Here is an 18,447-nt window from a genome sequence, read left to right on the forward strand (position 1 = left end):
GATGAGCCCTGCAACTTCTGCCCCTCAAATTGGCGAGAATCAGATCGCTTTACTGGAAAAACTTTCCAACGCCTGCGCTGTCTCCGGCGATGAAGCCCAGGTGCGCAGGATTGTCCTTGAGGAAATCAAACCCTTTGCCGATGATCTGCGCGTGGATGCGCTGGGCAATGTGCTGGCGGTGCGCAAAGCCCGTACCCCTGGCGCCCTGCGGGTGATGGTGGATGCGCACATGGATGAAGTCGGTTTTATGATCGTCGAAGATGACAAGGACGGGCTGTTCCGCTTTGTTGCTGTGGGTGGAATTGACGAGCGCACCCTGCCCGGAAAGAAGGTGCTGGTCGGTTCAGAGAATGTCCCCGGCATCATTGGAGCCAAACCCATCCATCTTGCTGAAGAAGGCGAAACTGAGCGCAAAATTCCTCTTGAGTCCTTGCGCATTGATGTGGGCTTGAAAGGCGGAAAGAAGGTCAGGGTGGGCGACCGTGCCACCTTTGCCACCCGTTTCTGGCAATCGGGAGTGGCGCTGTTTGGCAAGGCGCTGGATGACCGTCTGGGTGTAGCCACATTGATTGAACTGTTCAAGAATCCTCCAGAAAACATTGAACTGCTGGCGGCGTTTACCGTGCAGGAAGAGATTGGCTTGCGCGGTGCCCGTCCGGCGGCGTATGCTTTTAACCCTCAACTTGCCGTTGCCCTCGATTCGACCCCGGCGAACGATCTGCCCGTCTGGGATGGCAGTGAAAACATCTTCTACAACACCCGCCTCGGAGGGGGTCCTGCCCTCTACGTTGCCGATTCTGCCACGCTCTCCGATCCGCGGCTGGTTCGGCATTTTGCCCAGACCGGCGAACAGATGGGGATTCCCTTCCAGTTCCGCCAGCCCGGCGGGGGCGGCACCAATGCCGGTGCAATTCACCGCGTCCGCGAGGGCGTTCCTTCCCTCTCGGTCTCGGTGCCGGGACGGTACGCGCACACTGCCGTGATGCTGGCGCGTCTGGATGACTGGCAAAACACGCTGGCTCTGGTGTATCATGCGCTCTCACGTCTGGAGCCGGGCATCCTTCAGCGTTGAGTTTCGTCACTGTTTCGACCCTGCAATCATAGAACGGAGAAAGAAAAGCCATGAAAGCATTAATCCAAAAACTGGTGGAAACCGTTGGACCTTCCGGCTACGAAGAAAAGGTGCGCGAGGTGGTGCGCGCGGAAATCGAAGGCTGGGTGGATGAAATGAAAGTGGATGCGCTGGGCAACCTGATTGCCCGCAAAGGCACCCGCACGGAAGGCGGGATGCGCATTGCTCTCTCCGCCCACATGGATGAAATTGGCGTGATTGCCACTCACGTGGATGAAAACGGCTTCGTGCGCTTTACGACCATCGGCGGCGTTTCCCCGCGCACCTGTATTGGCGGACGGGTGCAGTTCCTTAACGGCGTGCGAGGGGTCATTTACATGGAAAGTCTGGAAAGCGCTACTGCCCTGCCCACCCTGGATCAACTGTATATTGATGTGGGGGCATCCAGCCGCGAGACCTGCCCGGTAAAGGTGGGCGACATCGCCGCTTTTGACCGGCCATTCCTGGACCTGGGCGGTCGTCTGGTCTCCAAAGCCATGGATGACCGCATCAGCGTGGCGGTGATGATTCAAGCCCTGAAGGAATTGACTGCCACCCCGCATGAATTGTATTTCATCTTCAGCACACAGGAAGAGGTGGGGCTGCGCGGTGCCACCACAGCGGCTTACGGGGTAGATCCCGAACTGGCGCTGGCGGTAGACGTGACCCGCACCGGTGACACTCCCAAAGGCGTCAAGATGGAAGTGGCGCTCGGTAAAGGTCCTGCCATCAAGGTGCGCGACAGCGGCATGCTTTCCGATCCGCGGGTGGTGCGCTGGATGGTGGAGACGGCGGAAAAAGCCGGTATCCCGTATCAACTGGAAGTGCTGGAAGGCGGCACTACCGATGCCCGCGCCATGCAGTTGACCCGCGCCGGCGTGCCTGCGGGATGTCTATCCATCCCAACCCGCTACATTCACAGCCCTTCTGAAATGGTGGATTATCAGGATGTTCAACTGTCGGTGCGCTTGCTGGTGGCTTTGCTGAGCGCTCCGGTTACACTGAAATGAGCCCTGTTTTTCCCTGCAGACGAGCATTTTTAACGCATTGCCTGAAGCCCTTCAGGTGGGTGGTTGTTTTACTCCTGATGGCGTTTCTGGTCTTAAGCGGCTGTTTGCCATCGTGGGGGACATCGCCGACTTCCACTCCGCTTCCACCCACATCTACGGCGATACCCGTCATCAGTCCGACGCCCTCGGCTGAGAGTTCTGCTACGCCAGCAGTCAGCAAACCGCTGGTCATCTGGTTGCCGCCGCAGTTTGATCCCGAAAATGGCAGTCGAGCAGGAAATCTCCTTAAGGAAAGGTTGACGGCGTTTGCACAGGAGAATCAGGTAGAGATCAAAGTGCGCCTGAAAGCCGTGAGTGGACCGGCTAGCCTGCTGGAATCGCTCATCCTTGCCAGCGCTGCCGCTCCTGCCGCATTACCTTCGGTGGTGGTGTTATCCCGGGAAGATCTGGAAAATGCCGCTCTCAAGGGTGTCATTTATCCGCTGGATGGGCTGAGCACAGCCATTGATGCCTCGGACTGGTTTGAGTATGCCCGTGAACTGGCTCTGGTACAGGGTTCGGTGTATGGTTTGCCCATGGCGGGCGATAGTTTGGGGCTGGTGTATCGTACCGGAAATTTGCCGCGTGCCCCTGATTCGTGGCAGGAAATCCTGGATCAACGCTATACCCTCACCTTTCCGGTGCAGGAAAGCAAGAGTCTGACCACCCTGGCCCTGTATCTCTCGGCAGGTGGAGACAATCAGGATACTCAGCGGCGTCCCCTTCTGGAAGAAGAGCCATTGACCACGGTGTTTACATGGTATCGCAATGCCGTGGAACGGGCAGTTATTCCGATCTGGACGACTCAGGTCGAAACGTATTCTCAGGCATGGCAGGCATATCAGGATAAACGCACCATGATGGTGGTTGCCTGGGCGAGCACCTATCTTTCAGATTTCCCCCCCGACTCGCTTTTTTCCCCTTTGCCTTCGATGGGCGATGCTCCTGCCAGTCTGGCGACAGGATGGATTCTGGCTGTGGCTGAACCCGATCCGCAGCGCCGTGCGCTGGCAGCGCGTTTGTGCGAGTGGTTGACGCAGAGCGACTTTTCCGGTGCCTGGAGCGAAGCCGTCGGCGCGCTGCCGGTTCGCCCCAGTTCGTTCCCTCTGTGGAAAAATCAATCCTTCGTCCCTGTATTTCAGCGCATGGCGGAAACTGCTCGACCTATTCCTTCAAATGATGTGATTGCCGTGCTGGGACCGGTTTTGCGGGAGAGCACCCTGGAAGTCCTGCAGTTAAAGACCCTTCCGGCACCTGCCGCCCAAAACGCGGTGAAAAAGGTTGCCACTCCGGGGGTAAAATGAACGATAATTCCTCTTCGACCATTTCTTATCGCGATTTCCGTGTGTTTGCTCTGCTGGGAGTGTTGTTGTTTTTTCTGTTCCTTTCTCTGGGGGCGAATGTGCTTCAGACTTCCTCCTTGGACGCAACCCCCACGCCAGAAAGTGCCCTGGTTTCTCCCACGGTGACTCCACTTCCACCGGAGTATCTGGATAACTACGCTCAAACCACCGGTATTATTCTGGCGACCGCGGTGATTGTGTTGATTGTGGTGGGGAGTGTGTTGTATGGCTTGCTGTCCAATAAAAAACGCTGAAAAGGTTTTCATTGTGACCCTCTCTTGAGATATAATCTCTTCAAGGAGGGTGGAGGGAAGGATGGGCTGGTATCCGCGCATTCCAACGGGTGAACTCTCACTGTATCGGGCAATTCCAAAGGTGGAACTGCACCGTCATCTGGAAGGGTCTCTGCGTCTGGAGACACTTCTGGATATTGCCCGTCAGCACGGTCTGACCATCCCTCAAACGCATTTCCATTCTCTGGTGCAAATGCAGCGGGATGAGCCGCTCACCTTTACCAATTTCCTCTCCAAATTCCAGACACTGCGCATGTTTTACCGCTCACCGGAGGTGATTCGCCGGATTACCCGTGAAGCCATTGCGGATGCTGCTGCGGAAAATGTGCGCTACCTGGAACTGCGCTTCACACCGGTAGCGTTGAGCCGCTTGCAGGGGTTTTCTTACGATGAGGTGATGGACTGGGTCATTCAAAGCGCCGAGGAAGCCAGCCGGGAATACCATATCAAGACTCGTCTGATTGTTTCGGTCAACCGCCATGAACCGGTGGATCTGGCGGCGCAAATTGTTGAGTTTGCCATTCAGCGCCGGGATCGCGGTATTGTAGGCTTTGATCTGGCAGGGAACGAGGTGGAATTTTCGGCGCTGCCCTTTGAAGAGGTTTTCCATGAGGCGCAAAAGAATGGTTTGCATCTCACAGTCCATGCCGGAGAATGGGGCGGCGCTGAAAACGTGCTGGAAGCGATTGAATTTCTCGGCGCAGAACGGATCGGTCACGGAGTCAAGGTTCTGCAAAGTTCCAGAGCCCTTCAGGTAGCGCGGGAGCGAGGGGTTGCCTTTGAGGTGTGCATCACCAGCAATCATCAGACGGGTGTGATTGGTGCTGTTCATCAACATCCCCTGCCGCGCATGCTCCAGGAAGGCTTAAAGGTCACGATTAATACCGATGATCCGGGCATCTCGCGCATTACCCTCACCGATGAGTACCGGGTGGCACTGGAAGAACTGGGAATGCCCGTCTCCATGTTTAAAGAAACGGTATTAAATGCCGCACGGGCGAGTTTTCTGCCTCCTGAAGAACGTCAGTCTCTGGTAGAGATGCTGGAACCTGAACTGAATCGTGCGTTACAATGGCTTTAAAGGGAAAGCCTTTATGCCCCATTTTTTGATTTCCAATGATGATGGCGTTCATGCGCCGGGCATTTTAGCCCTCGCTCAGGCGCTCATGCCGCTGGGCAGGGTGACGGTGTTTGCCCCCGACCGCAACTGGTCGGCTTCGGGGCATGATAAAACCATGGATCGTCCCCTGCGGGTGCGCGAAACCCACCTTGCCGATGGCACCCCTGCGTTGACTTCGGATGGCTCACCTGCCGATTGCGTCGCGCTTGCCTTGCTGGGGGTGGTGCAGGAACCGGTGGATCTGGTGGTCACTGGCATTAACGCCGGGGAAAACCTCGGACAGGACATGACCTATTCCGGAACGGTGACGGCTGCGATGGAGGGAGCGCTTGCCGGGTTGCCGGCTGTGGCGGTCTCCATGAAACTGCCTGCCAATGGCAGCAGACCGGATTTCACCGCCGCTGCGCACATTGCTCGCCGGGTGGTGGAGCGGGTGCTGCGCTTTGGTTTGCCGCCCCGGGTGGTGTTGAATGTCAATGTGCCGCCCCTGCCGCTCGAACAAATCAAGGGGATCCGCATCACCCGGCTGGGAGAGCGCATTTACCGCGACGCTCTGGTGACCCGTCTCGACCCTCGCCAGAAACCATACTACTGGATTGGCGGGGAGCCGCCGGACGGAATTCCTGAAGAGGGCACGGATATTGGGGCACTGGCGGAGGGATATGCTTCTGTCACCCCTCTGCACCTGGACCTGACTCTGTACAGTCTGATTGAACCGCTCCGTCAATGGAACTGGGAGGAAGATTAATCCGTTTTCGTTCCAGAGGTGTACCGCTGTGGAAAATCGGCGGGGGTGTGCTTTGCCTGCTTGTCGTCCTGACTGCATGCGCCGCCCCGCCGACACCTGCACCGCCCAGTCCCACTCCCAGTCCTTCACCCACCCACACGGCAACCGTGACCCCTTCCCCAACGGCTACCTTCACTCCCACCCCTACTGCTACACCAACCCCTACCCCCACACCGGTGCGTGCAGGCACGCCGTTTGCTTCCGACCCGCAGGGGATTCTCGAAATCAACCTTGAGCAGGTGGTAGAACTGGCACGCTGGGGGTATGGTTCCAGCCGCGATATCGCTCTCTCGCCCGATGGAACCTGGCTGGCGGTGGCAACCCGCCTGGGAGTGGTTCTGTACCGCGCCAATCCCTTGACGTTCTTTACCCTGTTGAACGTCTGGGAGCCTCTTCAGGTAGCATTTTCTGCCGATTCACAGCGGCTGTACATTGCCAGCCAGGGGATTGAAGAATGGGATCTTACCACTATGCAGCCAGAACGGACTTTTCCGTCTGAGGGAGCCTCTCGGGCAATGGAGATGATCCTTTCCAGGGATGAACAAACCCTTGCCCTGCTTTACCCTGACCCCATCGGGAAAAGCGCTGCATGGCTGGAACGCTGGGACCTTTCCAAAGGTGCGCTTACGGCAACTCTGCGCCTGCCCTCGCCGGGTTCAGCGGTGCGAGAGGTGGCGCTCTCGCCCGACCTGAACCATGCCGCGCTCCACGGTGGCGGTCTGGTGCAGGTAGTCAATGCCCGCACCGGCGACCCGCTGACGTTGCTCCCGGCTTCGCAATCGCCGCCGGGAAAGATGACTTTTTCACCGGACGGCTCCTTGCTGGCGGTGGCATATCCGGATCAGCGTTACGATTTTCAAAACACGAACCGGATTGAAGTCTTTACCGTCCCGCATGGGGTGCGGCAGTTTACCTACCGTCTTTCGGGCGGTGAGGGAAAAGATCAGGCCCTGATCAGTCTCGCGTATAGCCCTGCAGGAGATTTTCTGGCGGCGGGGTTTGCCAACCGCGTGGTGCGTCTCTGGCAGGGGGTGGGTTTACCGCGCATGACCCTGCAGGGTGAAACCGAACCGGCGCAGTTGCTTTTCTCACCCGATGGCGCCCGTCTGGTTTCTTCTGGCGTGGATGTCTGGGAGATTGCCTCTGGCGAGCGTCTGGCATCCAGTGGCGAGCATTTTGCTCCGTTGAATGATTTTGTGATTGCCCCTGACGGCTCCTGGGTAGCGCTGGCGGGCTTTGCCAGGGTGGAATTGCGCCAGATTCAGGATGGGAAACTGCTGCGCACGATCACGGAGGGGTTGAGCGGTCCCGTTCGCGATGTGGATGTCTTCCCCGGCGGGCAGACGATTGTGACTTCCAGCGATGAGGGAATGGCGCATCTTTACCGCGTTTCAGATGGGCGTTTCCTCTCCCGTCTGGGGGAGACTGGACCGCGTCTCTGGGCAGTGGCGTTTTCTCCCGATTCACGCTGGCTTGCCTGGAGCGGGGAAAACGGATGGCTGTACCTTTACGATCTTGAGCGGGATTTGCTGGCGCGCAAAATTGAAGAGCCGTATCTGGCAACGCGGATTCTCTTCTCGCCTACCAGTCAGCAACTGGCGGTGCTGACTTCCAGCGGGGTAAATCTTCGCCAGTTAAACGGCACGCTGGTGCGCGCCATTGGCGGCGCAGGGCTGGAGGATATGGCTTTCTCGCCGGATGGTGGTGTGTTGTTTGTGGCGGGAAATCAGGTTCTGCGTGGGGTGCTGGTGAGCGATGGATCTGACCTCTGGAAAGCCGATTACGATCCCCGGCAATCGCCCGGCGCGCTGGCAGTTTCTCCGGATGGGGCTTTTCTGGCGGTGGGCTGGCAGGATGGGCGCATCGAATTGCGGTGGGCGGGGGATGGCGAAGTCCTGCGCACGCTCTACGGACATCACGGCGCAATCACCCGTCTGGCATTCGCACCTCAAAACCGCCTGCTCCTCTCGCTGGGTCAGGATGGCACAGTGCGCCTGTGGGGCGTTCCATGATAAAACGCTGGTTAGCCGCAATCTCGCTGCTGGTCACCCTCAGTGCCCTGTTTGCAATGGCCCCTTACGGTCCGGGGGTGGCGCGGGATTCGGTGGAATACCTTGCCGCCGGGATTCATCTGGCTCAGGGTCGGGGTTTCCTCACCTTTGACGGAACTCCCTTCCGTCTCTGGCCTCCCCTTTATCCAATCGTGCTGGCTGGTCTGGCGTTGCTCCCTGTCGACCCACTGCTCACGGGCGGATGGGTGAATGCCCTTTTGCTGGGTGTCGGCGTATATCTGGCTGGTTGCCTGTTTATGGATCTGTTCCCTGTCCGCCGCTGGCTGGGCTTGCTGGGCGCCGGGGTGTTGGGTATCTCGCATTCCATTTTTCCCCTGTCCATTCATCTGTTGTCCGATTTGTTATTCATCGTCCTGGTCTTTGCGTTTTTCCGGATCGTTTCTACGGAGAAAGGGATGCGCGGGGTGATCCCTGCCGGCATTCTTGCGGGTTTGACCTGGCTGGATCGGTATATCGGTGTATTGCTCCTTCCTTTTGGGGTGGGATGGGTGTGGATGCATGCTCGTCTTTCCCTGCGCAAACGTCTGGAACACACCGGGTTATTCCTGACGGCGGCTTTCCTCCCCATGGCGGTGTGGATGGTGCGCAACCTGCGTCTGTTTGGACACCCTTTCGGCGCTCCGCCGCCAGCCCGACGTACACTGGCAGAAAATGTGGATGCCGCTCTTGCGGAAATGCACCTGTGGCTCTTCCCCGATGCTTTTCCCCCGGTATGGGGATGGCTGACGGTTTTCCTGTTGGCGGTGGGAGCAGGATGGTTTGGACTGCGCTGGCGCACGGGCAGGTTGATGGGGGCTCCGGGATGGTGGCGGCTCTGCTGAGCCTCTGGGGAGGGGGGTATTTTGTGTTTCTACTTTTCTCTTCTACTCAGGCGGATATCACCCGTCTGGATGCCCGTCTGATGGCGCCGCTCTACCCCTCATTTTTGATGGTGATTCTCAGCGGGCTGGAAGGCACCTCACAGGCACTGAAACGCTGGCAGCGTCTTTCCTGGCTGGTGCCGCTCTTCATCGGTTTCATCTGGGGTATCCCTTCCGTGCAGGAATGGGGTCAGATGATTCAGCAAACCCGTAACCAGGGCGCACCCCTTTACAATTATCTCAACACACCTGAATTTCGTCAGTCGGGGGTGACGGCATACCTGCGGGCGGAGAGCATTCCCGAGGAACTGCCTCTGTACAGCAACTATCCCACCGCGGTTTTTCTGTATACCCGCAGGATTTGTTCAGGTTCACCATGGAGCCGTCATCCTCATTATGCGATTGAGTATCCGCTGGAACAGTATCTGCCGGAGTTTCCTCAGGGGGAGTCAGGAGTGCTGATCTGGTATGAAGCAGGGGTGCACACCCATTATTATGCGCCTGAGGAGATTGCCCGGTTCTATCAAATGGAGCCCCTGTATCATGGTGAGGATGGTGGTGTATATCTGATTCGGCGGCGTTAAACAAACCGTCGGAGAGGCGTTCACCTCCCCGACGGTAACAGGCTCAGGTATCCGAATCAGGCAAAGGACTCATACAGTGAGGTCACCCGCAGGGCTTTGCTCATTTTCTTCAGCGTCCAGCCCCTGGGAATGGGGCAGGTGACAGTCACGCTGAACCCGGCGGGCACGTCGAAGTAATTGTCGCTGAAGATGACATCTGCCCCTTCGAGTTTCAGTTCGACGAAGCGCGCCAGTTTACGGGCTTGAACCACGATGACCGCCTGATTGCCCTCGCGGTGCAGAGAGTACTCCATTTGCGGATCGCTTAATTGAAGGTGTTTGTTGGGAACAAAGGTCGCCAGCGAGCGAGAGATTAACTCGTTTGCGTGATACAGTTCTGCCATGAAGACCAGTTCGCGACTGCGGTCCTCTTCACCGTACACCACTCCACCGAAATCCTGTGAGAAGACTGCCTGAGAGGATAACGGTGCAAGGTGGACCGGCACTTCACCGGAAAGTACCATTTGCCCGTCCACCGAAACCAGCGCCCAGCGTACTTTGCCTTCCCAGGGGGCGGTCAGGTCGCTGGTGAGGTGCACTTTCATCTTGGTACCCTGATCCTCGATGGAGAGCAGAACCGGCGCATAGAAACGTTTTGCCGCATAATGCAGGGCTTTCCAGCGCCCAAAATAATCAATGCTCGACCACGACGCTACGGGCCAGCAGTCGTTCAACTGCCAGTACAGCGTCCCGCTGACGCGGTCGCGGTTGCGTCGCCAGTGTTCCACACCGTAGCGAATGCCCTCGGCTTGCAGGACCATGCTCAGGTACACCAGTGAGGGGAAGTCTTTGGGCATGCGGAAGGTTTCGGTCATCTGGGTAATGATCAAGCCGTTGCCGCTGGCGCTGCGCTGATGATGTTCCATGATGTACGAGGTCATGTTCCAGTCTTCAGGCGCTGCATAGGTGCGGATGGTCTCCAGTGGCGGAAGCGACTGGAAACCAAACTCGCTCATGAAGCGCGGGTACACCGATCGGTAAGCGGTGAAAGGCTTGCGCCCGTGCCATACATCCCAGTAGTGCATATCTCCGCGGTCCTGGCTGTTGGGGTTGACGAAGGGCTCATTGGAAGAAGCCGAACTGGGCCAGTACGGGCGGTCGGGGTCGAGTTTTTCCACCCAGGCGGGCAGGGTGTGGTAGAAGAAACGTTCGTAGGCTTCGCGTTCAATCACCCGCAGAGGATCCGTGGGGTTGGTCCAGCCCCAGTCTGCCCAGCCCTGTTCCATTTCATTGTTCCCGCACCACAGGGCGATGCAGGTGCGATGACGCAGGCGGCGGACGTTGTCCTCTACCTCGTGGCGTAAATTCTCGATAAATTCCGGCTCATCGTGCGGGTAGATGTAGCAGGCAAACATGAAATCATGCCACAGCAGAATGCCATAGCGGTCGCACAGGTCATAAAACCGTTCGTCTTCGTAAATGCCGCCGCCCCACACGCGGAGCATGTTTTGATGGGTTTCGGCGGCGGAGCGAATCAGATGTTCGTAGTGCGCTTCGGTCAGGCGGGTGGGGAAGGAATCGGCGGGAATCCAGTCTGACCCTTTCATGAAGACGGGCACGCCGTTGACGATGAAGGTAAAGGATTCGCCCCATTCATCAGGTTCGCGGCGCAGTTCAATGGTGCGCAAACCCATCTGCACGGTTTTCTGGTCTTCCACGCCCTGCGAGGATTCCAGCCACACTTCCACACGGTACAGGGGTTGATCGCCGTATCCGTTGGGCCACCACAATTGCGGGTTGGAGATGGCAACCTGCAACAGGGCTTTCCCCTCCTCAACAGGCGCGCTGGTCTCATAGGTCTTCCTGCCGTTCGGGGCGGTGACGCGCAGGTGTGCTGTTAATGGGACATCCTCCCACACTTCGGGTTTGACTTCTGCCGAGATAAAGGCTTTTTTGCCTTCATGACGCTGGCGGAAATGCACGTCATCCAGGCGTGCCAGTGTATACCCTTCCAGACGAAGATCGCGCCACACCCCGATTGGAGGAAGTTTTGGACCCCAGTCCCAGCCGAACTGGCAGGGGGCTTTGCGCACAAACACCGAGCCTTCCAGAGACATGCCGCTTTTGGGCGTCAGCGGCTTTTCCTGATTGCGCTGGCGGCAGTACTTGACTGCTGAGTGGAAGAGCACGCGGATTTCGTTTTCTCCCGCTTTGACCAGTCCCGCCACGTCCCAGCGGTACTGACGGAAGGCATTCTCGGTTTTGCCCAACACTTTGCCGTTAAGGCTCACATCTGCCAGCGTGTCAATACCGTCAGCAACCAGGAACAAATGCGGGGCATGTACCAGTTCCGGAGAAACGGTGAATATGCCACGGTACTCCCATTCGCTTTCGGCAACCCACTGTACTTTGAGTTCGTTATCCGCCACAAACGGGTCGGGAATGCGTCCGAGCGCCAGCAGGTCGGTATGCACGCCGCCCGGCACAGTTGCCGGTAGCCACTCTTCCGCTCCAGCCTGACGAAACGTCCACACTGTACCTTTCGATGAGGTCAAAGATTGTGCCAACATACCGGTGAATTGATTCCTTTCTTGCAGGGATATTTGAATTGTACCTTGAATTTTCCCGGATTGAATCGTGAATCGATAAAAATCCATCTTCCGGTTCAAAAAGATGGATCCGGGAGACTTTTACGGCTGGTAGCGGTACACTACCCAGTCTCTGCGGCTGTCCAGATATTTGTAGGATGGGGCGATTGATCTGGGATATGTTTCACTGACCTCAATGAGCAGGTATTCGATGCCGCGCTCCCGTAACCAGTTTTCCTCTCCAGTTTTCTCTGGCGGGTATACGGGAACAAGTGTGCGGGTGAAATGCTCTCCAAACAGCCCATACTCAAAGTAAAAGCCTTTCTCGGTAGCAATCCCCACCACCGCATCCAGCGGGATGGATTGATCTGCCAGATCCAGCATGGGCAGAGTCAGGTATGCCTGTCGGGTCAACTGGAAAGTACGGGTGGTGTTCCAGATGGTGCGTTCCCCCATCACTTCTCGAGTGGGGTTTTGGGTGGCACACATCCACACGCTGGAAAGCACCACCCCTGTCACCAGCACGCGCCAGAGGATACGTCCTTTGCCCTGTTCCAGTCCGAAAGGCAGCAGCGCCAGCGCAAAGGCTGAAACTGGCATGAAATACCGTCCATCGTAGGGCGTCCAGCCCGGTCGGAAGAGCGTCCCAAAGATAAGCCCGCTGAGAAGCAGGATCAGAGGAGCCAGTAAAAGCAGGTGACGTTTTTTGATTCCCTGCCAGAAAGCCCACAGACTTCCCGGAAGCATCAGCAAAGCGCCAATCGGACCAAACCAGGCTTCGTCTTCCTGGAGCAGGTACACTCTGCGCCACGAAAAGACGTGTCCGCTGTATGTGGCAGTTGTGCCTTCAATACGATCATTCCAGGCGCCTGCCAGGGCATGGGCAACCCACGCTTTGGCTTTGATGCCGTAGCCCCACAGGGGCTGGGGCAATCCGGCGGTGTCTGCCATCTGGTAAAGCCAGCGGGTGGTATTCAGGGCAAGGTACCGGGGTAGAGATACCTGACTCAGCACAGTCTGGCTGGTCATGGCTTCAGCACGCGCCCCCAGAGGCGAACCAAACTTCAGCCAGTTGCTCCAGTAGATGGGGGAACTGAAGATCAGGAAAGCCACGAGTGCGACAATTGCCCAGTGGATCAGCATGCGGATGGAATGGGTTCGTAAGAAGAGCCACCCCACCACGAAAAGCACAGCCAGAGCCGGCAGGTAAAAGATGATGGAAAAATTGGTGCCTGCAACCAGTCCAGCGGCAAGCGCCGAGAGAACCATCCAGGAATACCGGTGCGGTTCTTTTCCCCAGCGGTAGAAGAACAGGACTGTGGTGGTGAACAGCCAGGTGCTGACCAGATCGTGCCGCACCGAGGAAAGATGTAAATTCACCACTGGCAGGGAGAGCCATACCAGCCCTGCTGTCAGCGCGGCGATGCGCCGAAACCCCAGTTCACGGGAAAGCGCCGCCACCCCCAGCGCACCTGCCAGTCCTGCCGTCCACGGGACAAAAGCCACAAAATGATCCGTTCCGCTGAGCAAGATGGTCCACAGGTATACCAGTTGCGCGTTGACCGGGAAGGTTAACTGCCACACCACGGCGGTTTCCCAGGGGAAGTACGTGCCCAGTTGCCGCCACATGCCCACGCGGGCAAGATGGATGGAGAGGGCGTCATTGTTGTTGGGGGGGACTGTGTACGCCAGCACGGCAGCAAACCCCGCCGATATGGCGACGACAAGACCGATCACCGCATAGGGCAAATCGTTCCAGGTGGGTTTTTCAAGCGTCATCGGCGGGCGGGGGAAAAGTGGCGGTTTGCCGTTCCGCCACCACCAGCCAGCCGATAGCGCAAAGAAAACGCTCTGGATGAGCAGAATGATCTCCAGACGATTAAGGGCATGGAGGAGATTGGCAATTTGGAAGACCAGCACCAGGGTGGCAAAGGCTGTCAATGCCACTCCCTGCGCCCACAAGAATCGCTCGCGAATGCGCAGAATCGCTCCCAACAGGAATGCCGTGCCGGTCAGCAGGAGTATGGACAGGATACTTGCCATGCAGTGGGGATTACCCTCCGGTGATGACCGACATCAAAATCAGGTGCGCACCATCTGAAGGCGTTTCATCCAGCACCATCACTGGTGTTGCCAGATCGCCGTCAATCACCAGCATATTGGAACTCAGGAAGGACTCGCCATCAGGAGCGATCAGCCAGCCCACCAGCTGGGGAAAGCGTTTTGCCAGTTCCCGCACAATATCGCGGTAGGTAGCGCCTTCGGGCAGGTGCAGGGTGAGGGTTTTCACCCCGGCATGGGCGCGGGCGGCGCCCGTCAACTCCACGGTGATTGTCATGGCTGTATCTCCCATCTGTAAGTATAAGAGAATTTTATGGCAGTTGAGAAGAGGAAGCCTGTCCAATTTCTGTCATATGTCAGATTTTTTGGCGATAAAAATCAAATTGTCTGATAACTTATTGACTCTGCACCCTTGCTTTGCTATACTGAATTTGTTCCATCCCCTAATCTTATCAGAGAGGAAGATATGAGACTCCAACCGCCGGTAGAAGTTTCTACCAACACTGTTTCGTTTGACGTCAGTGAAATTGAGCCTTTGCTGCAGGCTCCCCCGATGAAACTGCCCCCCTGGCCCGAGGCGCAGATCACCCTGCGCGATGGACGGATTCTCTATATCCGCCATGCGAAGGAAGAAGAAGTGCCCGAGATGCTGGCTTACATGGAGAAGGTCATGAAAGTCAACAAAGACTTTTATGACATTGTGGGCGTGCGCGTCTACGGCGAAATTTTGGGCTGGGTACGCAAACGCATTAAGGATCCCTTCACCCTGGTGGGCTTGATTGATGGCGAGTGGGTTGGCTTTGCCAATGGCCGCGTAATGAACCCGGACATTGCCATCAGCCTGCACACTATGACCTTCACCCGCCGCGGGCGTGTGGGTTGGGCAATGTATTACGCCAAAACCTACTATGCGCTGGAAATCCTCAAGTGCAAAGAGTGGTGGTCCACCTTTGAGTCCTACAACGGCTGGCGCATGGCGGGCGTTGAAATGGCGCAACCGACCAAACCCTGGCCTGAGTACCAGCACGAACTGGGCGGCGCGCGTGTGTACTACCTGACCCAGGACATGTGGAACGCCGGTGTAAAGGACTACGCTGTTCAAACAATCGGCTCCGACCTGTCCTTTGAGGTAACCGACGAGGTGCGCAAGGCGAACGAGCACTTCCACGCACCCGCTGAAGTGAACCTGTAAATCTCAGGGTTCGGGAGGATGTGAAGCCATGTTGAGCGGATGTTTTCGCAGGCTGGCTGTGGGGGCATCCGCTCAACGTTTCCTCCTGGCAGATCATTCACATCTCCCTCGTCAATAGTCAAATGTCATACAAATTTACGCAAAACGCAAGTTGACGAGACATTTTGAACTTGCTATACTGAATCTGACAGGGCATCTCTTTTGTTTGCTTTTTTGACATTTTTCTGTGATGGTATTGTTTCAAGCATTGTGCTTATCCATGTTGACATTACTGGTCTCATGGTGAACCTTCTTTGAATGTCGTCTTTCGATCGAGTATCGAAAGGGACATTTTGCTTTTCTGCAACCTGTCGGTTGCAAATAAAAAAATATTTTTGAGGAGGAGTGATGGCGGCAATAAAAGTCGAAATTCGAAGCGGCGTCTATTATGATTCCGCTGTTCTGATGCAACTTCAGCGTTCTCTTGCATCCCTGCCTGGCATTGAGGATGCCGGTGTGGTGATGGGGACGGAGTCCAACAAGGAACTGCTGGCACATATTGATCTGACCACTCCCGAAGTGGAAAAAGCCCAGCCCAACGATCTGGTGATCGTTGTTCGCGGTGTGGATGAGAAAGCCGCCACTGAAGCGCTGGGAAAAGTGGATGAACTGCTCACGCGCAAGAAAGGCGGCGCCGAGCAAGCCTATCGCCCGCGCAGTATCGAGGGCGCCAACGATATGCTTCCCGAAGCCTCGTGGGTGCTGGTTTCGGTGGCGGGACGTTATGCCGCGGGTGTGGCGCGTGAAGCCATGCGCCTGGGCAAGCATGTTTTCCTCTTCAGCGATAACGTCTCGGTGGAAGAAGAGATTGCCCTCAAGCAAGAAGCCGCCGAGAAAGGTTTGCTGGTGATGGGACCCGACTGCGGAACTGCCCTGATTGGCGGGTTCGGTCTGGGCTTTGCCAATAAAGTGCGCCGCGGCAATATCGGCGTGGTGGCAGCGGCAGGCACTGGCTTACAGCATGTCACCAGTCGCATTCATCAGTTGGGTGGCGGCATTACCCACGGTATTGGCACCGGAGGGCGCGATCTCTCCGAAAAGGTGGGTGCGGTAACCTTCCGGCAGGGCATTGAACTGCTCAGCCGTGATCCTGAGACGAAAGTCATCGTGCTGGTATCGAAACCCCCTTCACCAAAAGTGGCAGAAGAAGTGCTTAAACTGGCGCGCAGAGCCGGTAAACCGGTGGTGGTCAACTTTATTGCTCGCCCGTTGAGCCTGCCGCAGATGGACAATCTCTACTTCGCCCGCGGACTGGATCATGCCGCAGAACTGGCGGTAGAACTCTCCCGCAACCTGCCCGCCCTTGAAACCGATGCAGATTTAGGCCTGGAGCGCTTTGCCGCGGGACAAAAATACCTGCGCGGGCTGTTCTCCGGCGGCACACTGGCATACGAAGCCCAGCACATCCTTGCCAGTTACCTGCCCAAGGTCTATGCCAATGCCCCCATTAACAAAGAACTCAAACTGCCCAACAGTTATGTCAGCCAGGAACACTGCATTGTGGATCTTGGTGAAGATGAGTTCACCCAGGGACGCCTGCATCCGATGATGGACAACGAACTGCGCATTCGCCGGTTGATGGAGGAAGCCGCCGATCCTTCGGTGGCGGTTATCCTGCTGGATGTGGTGATTGGATATGGCTCGCACCCCGATCCTGCCAGCGAACTCGGTCCGGCTGTGGCAAAAGCCAAAGCCCTGGCAAAGGAAGCCGGGCGCTACCTGGAAGTGATTGCGGTGGTGTGCGGTACTGACGAAGACCCGCAGAAACTTGAAGCCCAGGTCCAGCAGATGAAAGAGGGTGGTGCATGGGTTTCCACCAGCAATGAAGAAGCCATGCGCTATGCGGGCCGTCTGGTGCGCGCTCTCAGCCAGGAAGCCGGCGGCGAATTCACCATGAAGCCGGTTGACCTGACGACTCTTCAGCGCCCGCTGGCGGCAATCAATGTGGGTCTGGAGTCCTTTGCCGAGAACCTGGCGGCGCAGGGTGCCCCGGTCATCCATGTGGACTGGCGTCCACCCGCCGGTGGGAATGAGCGTTTAATGTCCATCCTGGAGCGCATGAAACAGCGCCAGTAGGTTCATCCGAAATACACGAGGTTTTGGGAGGCTCTCATGGTCGATATTGAAAAAGCCAATCAACAGGCTGTAGAACAAATGATGGAAGCCCGACCGGTAGTGGTGGGCGTCGCTCCGGCAATTGATGTCATCCCCGGCATGCACAGGGATTTACTGCTTCACGCCGGTCCTCCGGTGACCTGGGATCGCATGGCTGGCCCGATGAAAGGTGCCATGGTCGGCGCTTTGATCTGGGAGGGGCGTGCCAAAAACTGGGACGAAGCTGAAGCCCTGCTGAGCAGTGGCAAGATTAAATTTGAACCCTGCCATGAGCATTCTGCGGTTGGTCCCATGGCGGGCGTGATTTCCCCCTCGATGATGGTGTACATCGTGGAGAACAAGACCCATGGTAACAAAGCCTACTCCGGTTTGAACGAAGGACGCGGCAAGGTTCTGCGCATGGGCGCCTACAGCGAAGATGTGCTGGCACGCCTGACCTGGATGAACGAAGTGCTTGGTCCGGTCTCCAATGCTGCCCTGGAAGCCATGGGTGGGCTGGATCTGCGCACCCTGCTGGGTAAAGCCCTGCACATGGGTGATGATGGACACAATCGCTTGGATGCGGCTTCCATTCTTTACACTACTCAACTGGCGCCGTGGATTGTCAAGGTTGCCAAAGACAGCAATACTGCTTCGGAAGTTATCCGCTTCCTTGGCGAAAACGCCTTGAGCATTCTCAATCAGGTTATGGCGGGTTGTAAGACCATGACCGATGCCGCACATGGCATTGAAGGGTCTACCATCGTCACCGTGATGGCACGCAACGGCACCGATTTCGGTATCCGCGTCAGTGGTCTGGGTGATCGCTGGTTCACCGGACCGGCGGGCAAGGTGAAGGCACTGTACTTCCCCGGCTTTACCGAGAAGGACGCCAACCCCGATATTGGCGACAGCACCATCACCGAAACGGCGGGCATTGGCGGCTTTGCAATGGCGGCGGCTCCGGCAATCGTCACCTTCATCAGCGGTACTCCCCAGGATGCCGTCAACACCACCCTGGATATGTACGAAATTACCTACGCCGAGCACAAATACTTCACCATTCCTTACCTGAACTTCCGTGGTACGCCCACCGGTATTGATATCCGCAAGGTCATTGAGAAGAACATCCTGCCGCGAGTCAACACCGGCGTTGCCCACAAAGACCCCGGCGTTGGACAGGTGGGTGCAGGCGTGGTGACTCCGCCCCAGAACATCTTCGAAGATGCCCTGGTGGCATTTGCGGAGCAATACGGTTTCTAGCACGAATGCGCC

General features: G+C 57.0%; 15 protein-coding genes. 12 read left to right on the top strand and 3 right to left on the bottom strand.

Features of this window, described 5'->3' with window-relative positions; genetic code table 11:
• The first annotated feature begins 1 nt into the window (after position 1).
• From LHF31_RS04560 to LHF31_RS04600, 9 genes are all read left to right on the top strand, one after another.
• The gene (locus tag LHF31_RS04560; protein WP_298005068.1) at positions 2 to 1,072 is read left to right on the top strand and encodes a M42 family metallopeptidase; all 1,071 of its coding nucleotides are present in this window, start codon (positions 2 to 4) and stop codon (positions 1,070 to 1,072) included.
• Positions 1,073 to 1,122: 50 nt separating this feature from the next.
• Positions 1,123 to 2,121, top strand: coding sequence for a M42 family metallopeptidase (locus tag LHF31_RS04565; protein ID WP_298005070.1), 999 nt, complete (start codon positions 1,123 to 1,125; stop codon positions 2,119 to 2,121).
• Positions 2,122 to 2,198: 77 nt separating this feature from the next.
• Positions 2,199 to 3,464 carry an extracellular solute-binding protein gene (locus LHF31_RS04570; RefSeq protein ID WP_298005073.1) on the top strand — a complete coding sequence of 422 codons (1,266 nt, stop codon included), beginning with the start codon at positions 2,199 to 2,201 and terminating at the stop codon, positions 3,462 to 3,464.
• Complete coding sequence (locus LHF31_RS04575; RefSeq protein ID WP_298005076.1) at positions 3,461 to 3,757, top strand: hypothetical protein; 297 nt, start codon at positions 3,461 to 3,463, stop codon at positions 3,755 to 3,757. Before LHF31_RS04570 ends, LHF31_RS04575 begins: the two co-directional genes overlap by 4 nt.
• A gap of 61 nt (positions 3,758 to 3,818) precedes the next feature.
• Positions 3,819 to 4,877 carry an adenosine deaminase gene (gene add, locus LHF31_RS04580; protein ID WP_298005079.1) on the top strand — a complete coding sequence of 353 codons (1,059 nt, stop codon included), beginning with the start codon at positions 3,819 to 3,821 and terminating at the stop codon, positions 4,875 to 4,877.
• A 13-nt stretch (positions 4,878 to 4,890) separates the two neighbouring features.
• The gene (gene surE, locus LHF31_RS04585) at positions 4,891 to 5,664 is read left to right on the top strand and encodes a 5'/3'-nucleotidase SurE (protein ID WP_298005082.1); all 774 of its coding nucleotides are present in this window, start codon (positions 4,891 to 4,893) and stop codon (positions 5,662 to 5,664) included.
• Positions 5,643 to 7,715 (top strand): WD40 repeat domain-containing protein, encoded by a 2,073-nt coding sequence (locus LHF31_RS04590; protein ID WP_303773674.1) that lies wholly within the window; start codon positions 5,643 to 5,645, stop codon positions 7,713 to 7,715. The genes surE and LHF31_RS04590 overlap by 22 nt, the downstream gene beginning before the upstream one ends.
• Entirely contained in the window at positions 7,712 to 8,596 is an 885-nt protein-coding gene (locus tag LHF31_RS04595; RefSeq protein ID WP_303773675.1) for a hypothetical protein, read from the top strand. The genes LHF31_RS04590 and LHF31_RS04595 overlap by 4 nt, the downstream gene beginning before the upstream one ends.
• On the top strand, positions 8,530 to 9,219 hold the full coding sequence (locus LHF31_RS04600; protein ID WP_303773676.1) for a hypothetical protein: 690 nt from the start codon (positions 8,530 to 8,532) through the stop codon (positions 9,217 to 9,219). The genes LHF31_RS04595 and LHF31_RS04600 overlap by 67 nt, the downstream gene beginning before the upstream one ends.
• Before the next feature lie 56 nt (positions 9,220 to 9,275).
• On the opposite strand, the gene LHF31_RS04605 is transcribed toward LHF31_RS04600, so the two are convergent.
• From LHF31_RS04605 to LHF31_RS04615, 3 genes are all read right to left on the bottom strand, one after another.
• Complete coding sequence (locus LHF31_RS04605; protein ID WP_298007413.1) at positions 9,276 to 11,768, bottom strand: glycoside hydrolase family 2 protein; 2,493 nt, start codon at positions 11,766 to 11,768, stop codon at positions 9,276 to 9,278.
• A gap of 120 nt (positions 11,769 to 11,888) precedes the next feature.
• Positions 11,889 to 13,829: a glycosyltransferase family 39 protein gene (locus tag LHF31_RS04610; RefSeq protein ID WP_298007415.1), complete on the bottom strand. Its 1,941-nt coding sequence runs from the start codon at positions 13,827 to 13,829 to the stop codon at positions 11,889 to 11,891.
• 10 nt (positions 13,830 to 13,839) lie between these two features.
• Positions 13,840 to 14,124, bottom strand: a complete 285-nt coding sequence (locus LHF31_RS04615; RefSeq protein WP_303773679.1) for a MoaD/ThiS family protein — start codon at positions 14,122 to 14,124, stop codon at positions 13,840 to 13,842.
• Between the two features lie 189 nt (positions 14,125 to 14,313).
• Here LHF31_RS04615 and LHF31_RS04620 point away from each other — a divergent pair, with 189 nt between their 5' ends.
• The 3 genes from LHF31_RS04620 to LHF31_RS04630 all read left to right on the top strand — a co-directional run bounded on the left by LHF31_RS04620 (position 14,314) and on the right by LHF31_RS04630 (position 18,435).
• A complete protein-coding gene (locus LHF31_RS04620; RefSeq protein WP_303773682.1) occupies positions 14,314 to 15,039 on the top strand; it encodes a hypothetical protein in 726 nt (241 codons plus the stop codon).
• Positions 15,040 to 15,426: 387 nt separating this feature from the next.
• Positions 15,427 to 17,154 (top strand): acyl-CoA synthetase FdrA, encoded by a 1,728-nt coding sequence (gene fdrA, locus LHF31_RS04625; protein WP_303773684.1) that lies wholly within the window; start codon positions 15,427 to 15,429, stop codon positions 17,152 to 17,154.
• A gap of 36 nt (positions 17,155 to 17,190) precedes the next feature.
• Positions 17,191 to 18,435, top strand: a complete 1,245-nt coding sequence (locus LHF31_RS04630; protein WP_303773686.1) for a DUF1116 domain-containing protein — start codon at positions 17,191 to 17,193, stop codon at positions 18,433 to 18,435.
• Positions 18,436 to 18,447: the final 12 nt, after the last annotated feature.

Source organism: Anaerolinea thermophila, assembly GCF_020723905.1.
GTDB lineage: Bacteria > Chloroflexota > Anaerolineae > Anaerolineales > Anaerolineaceae > Anaerolinea > Anaerolinea thermophila_A.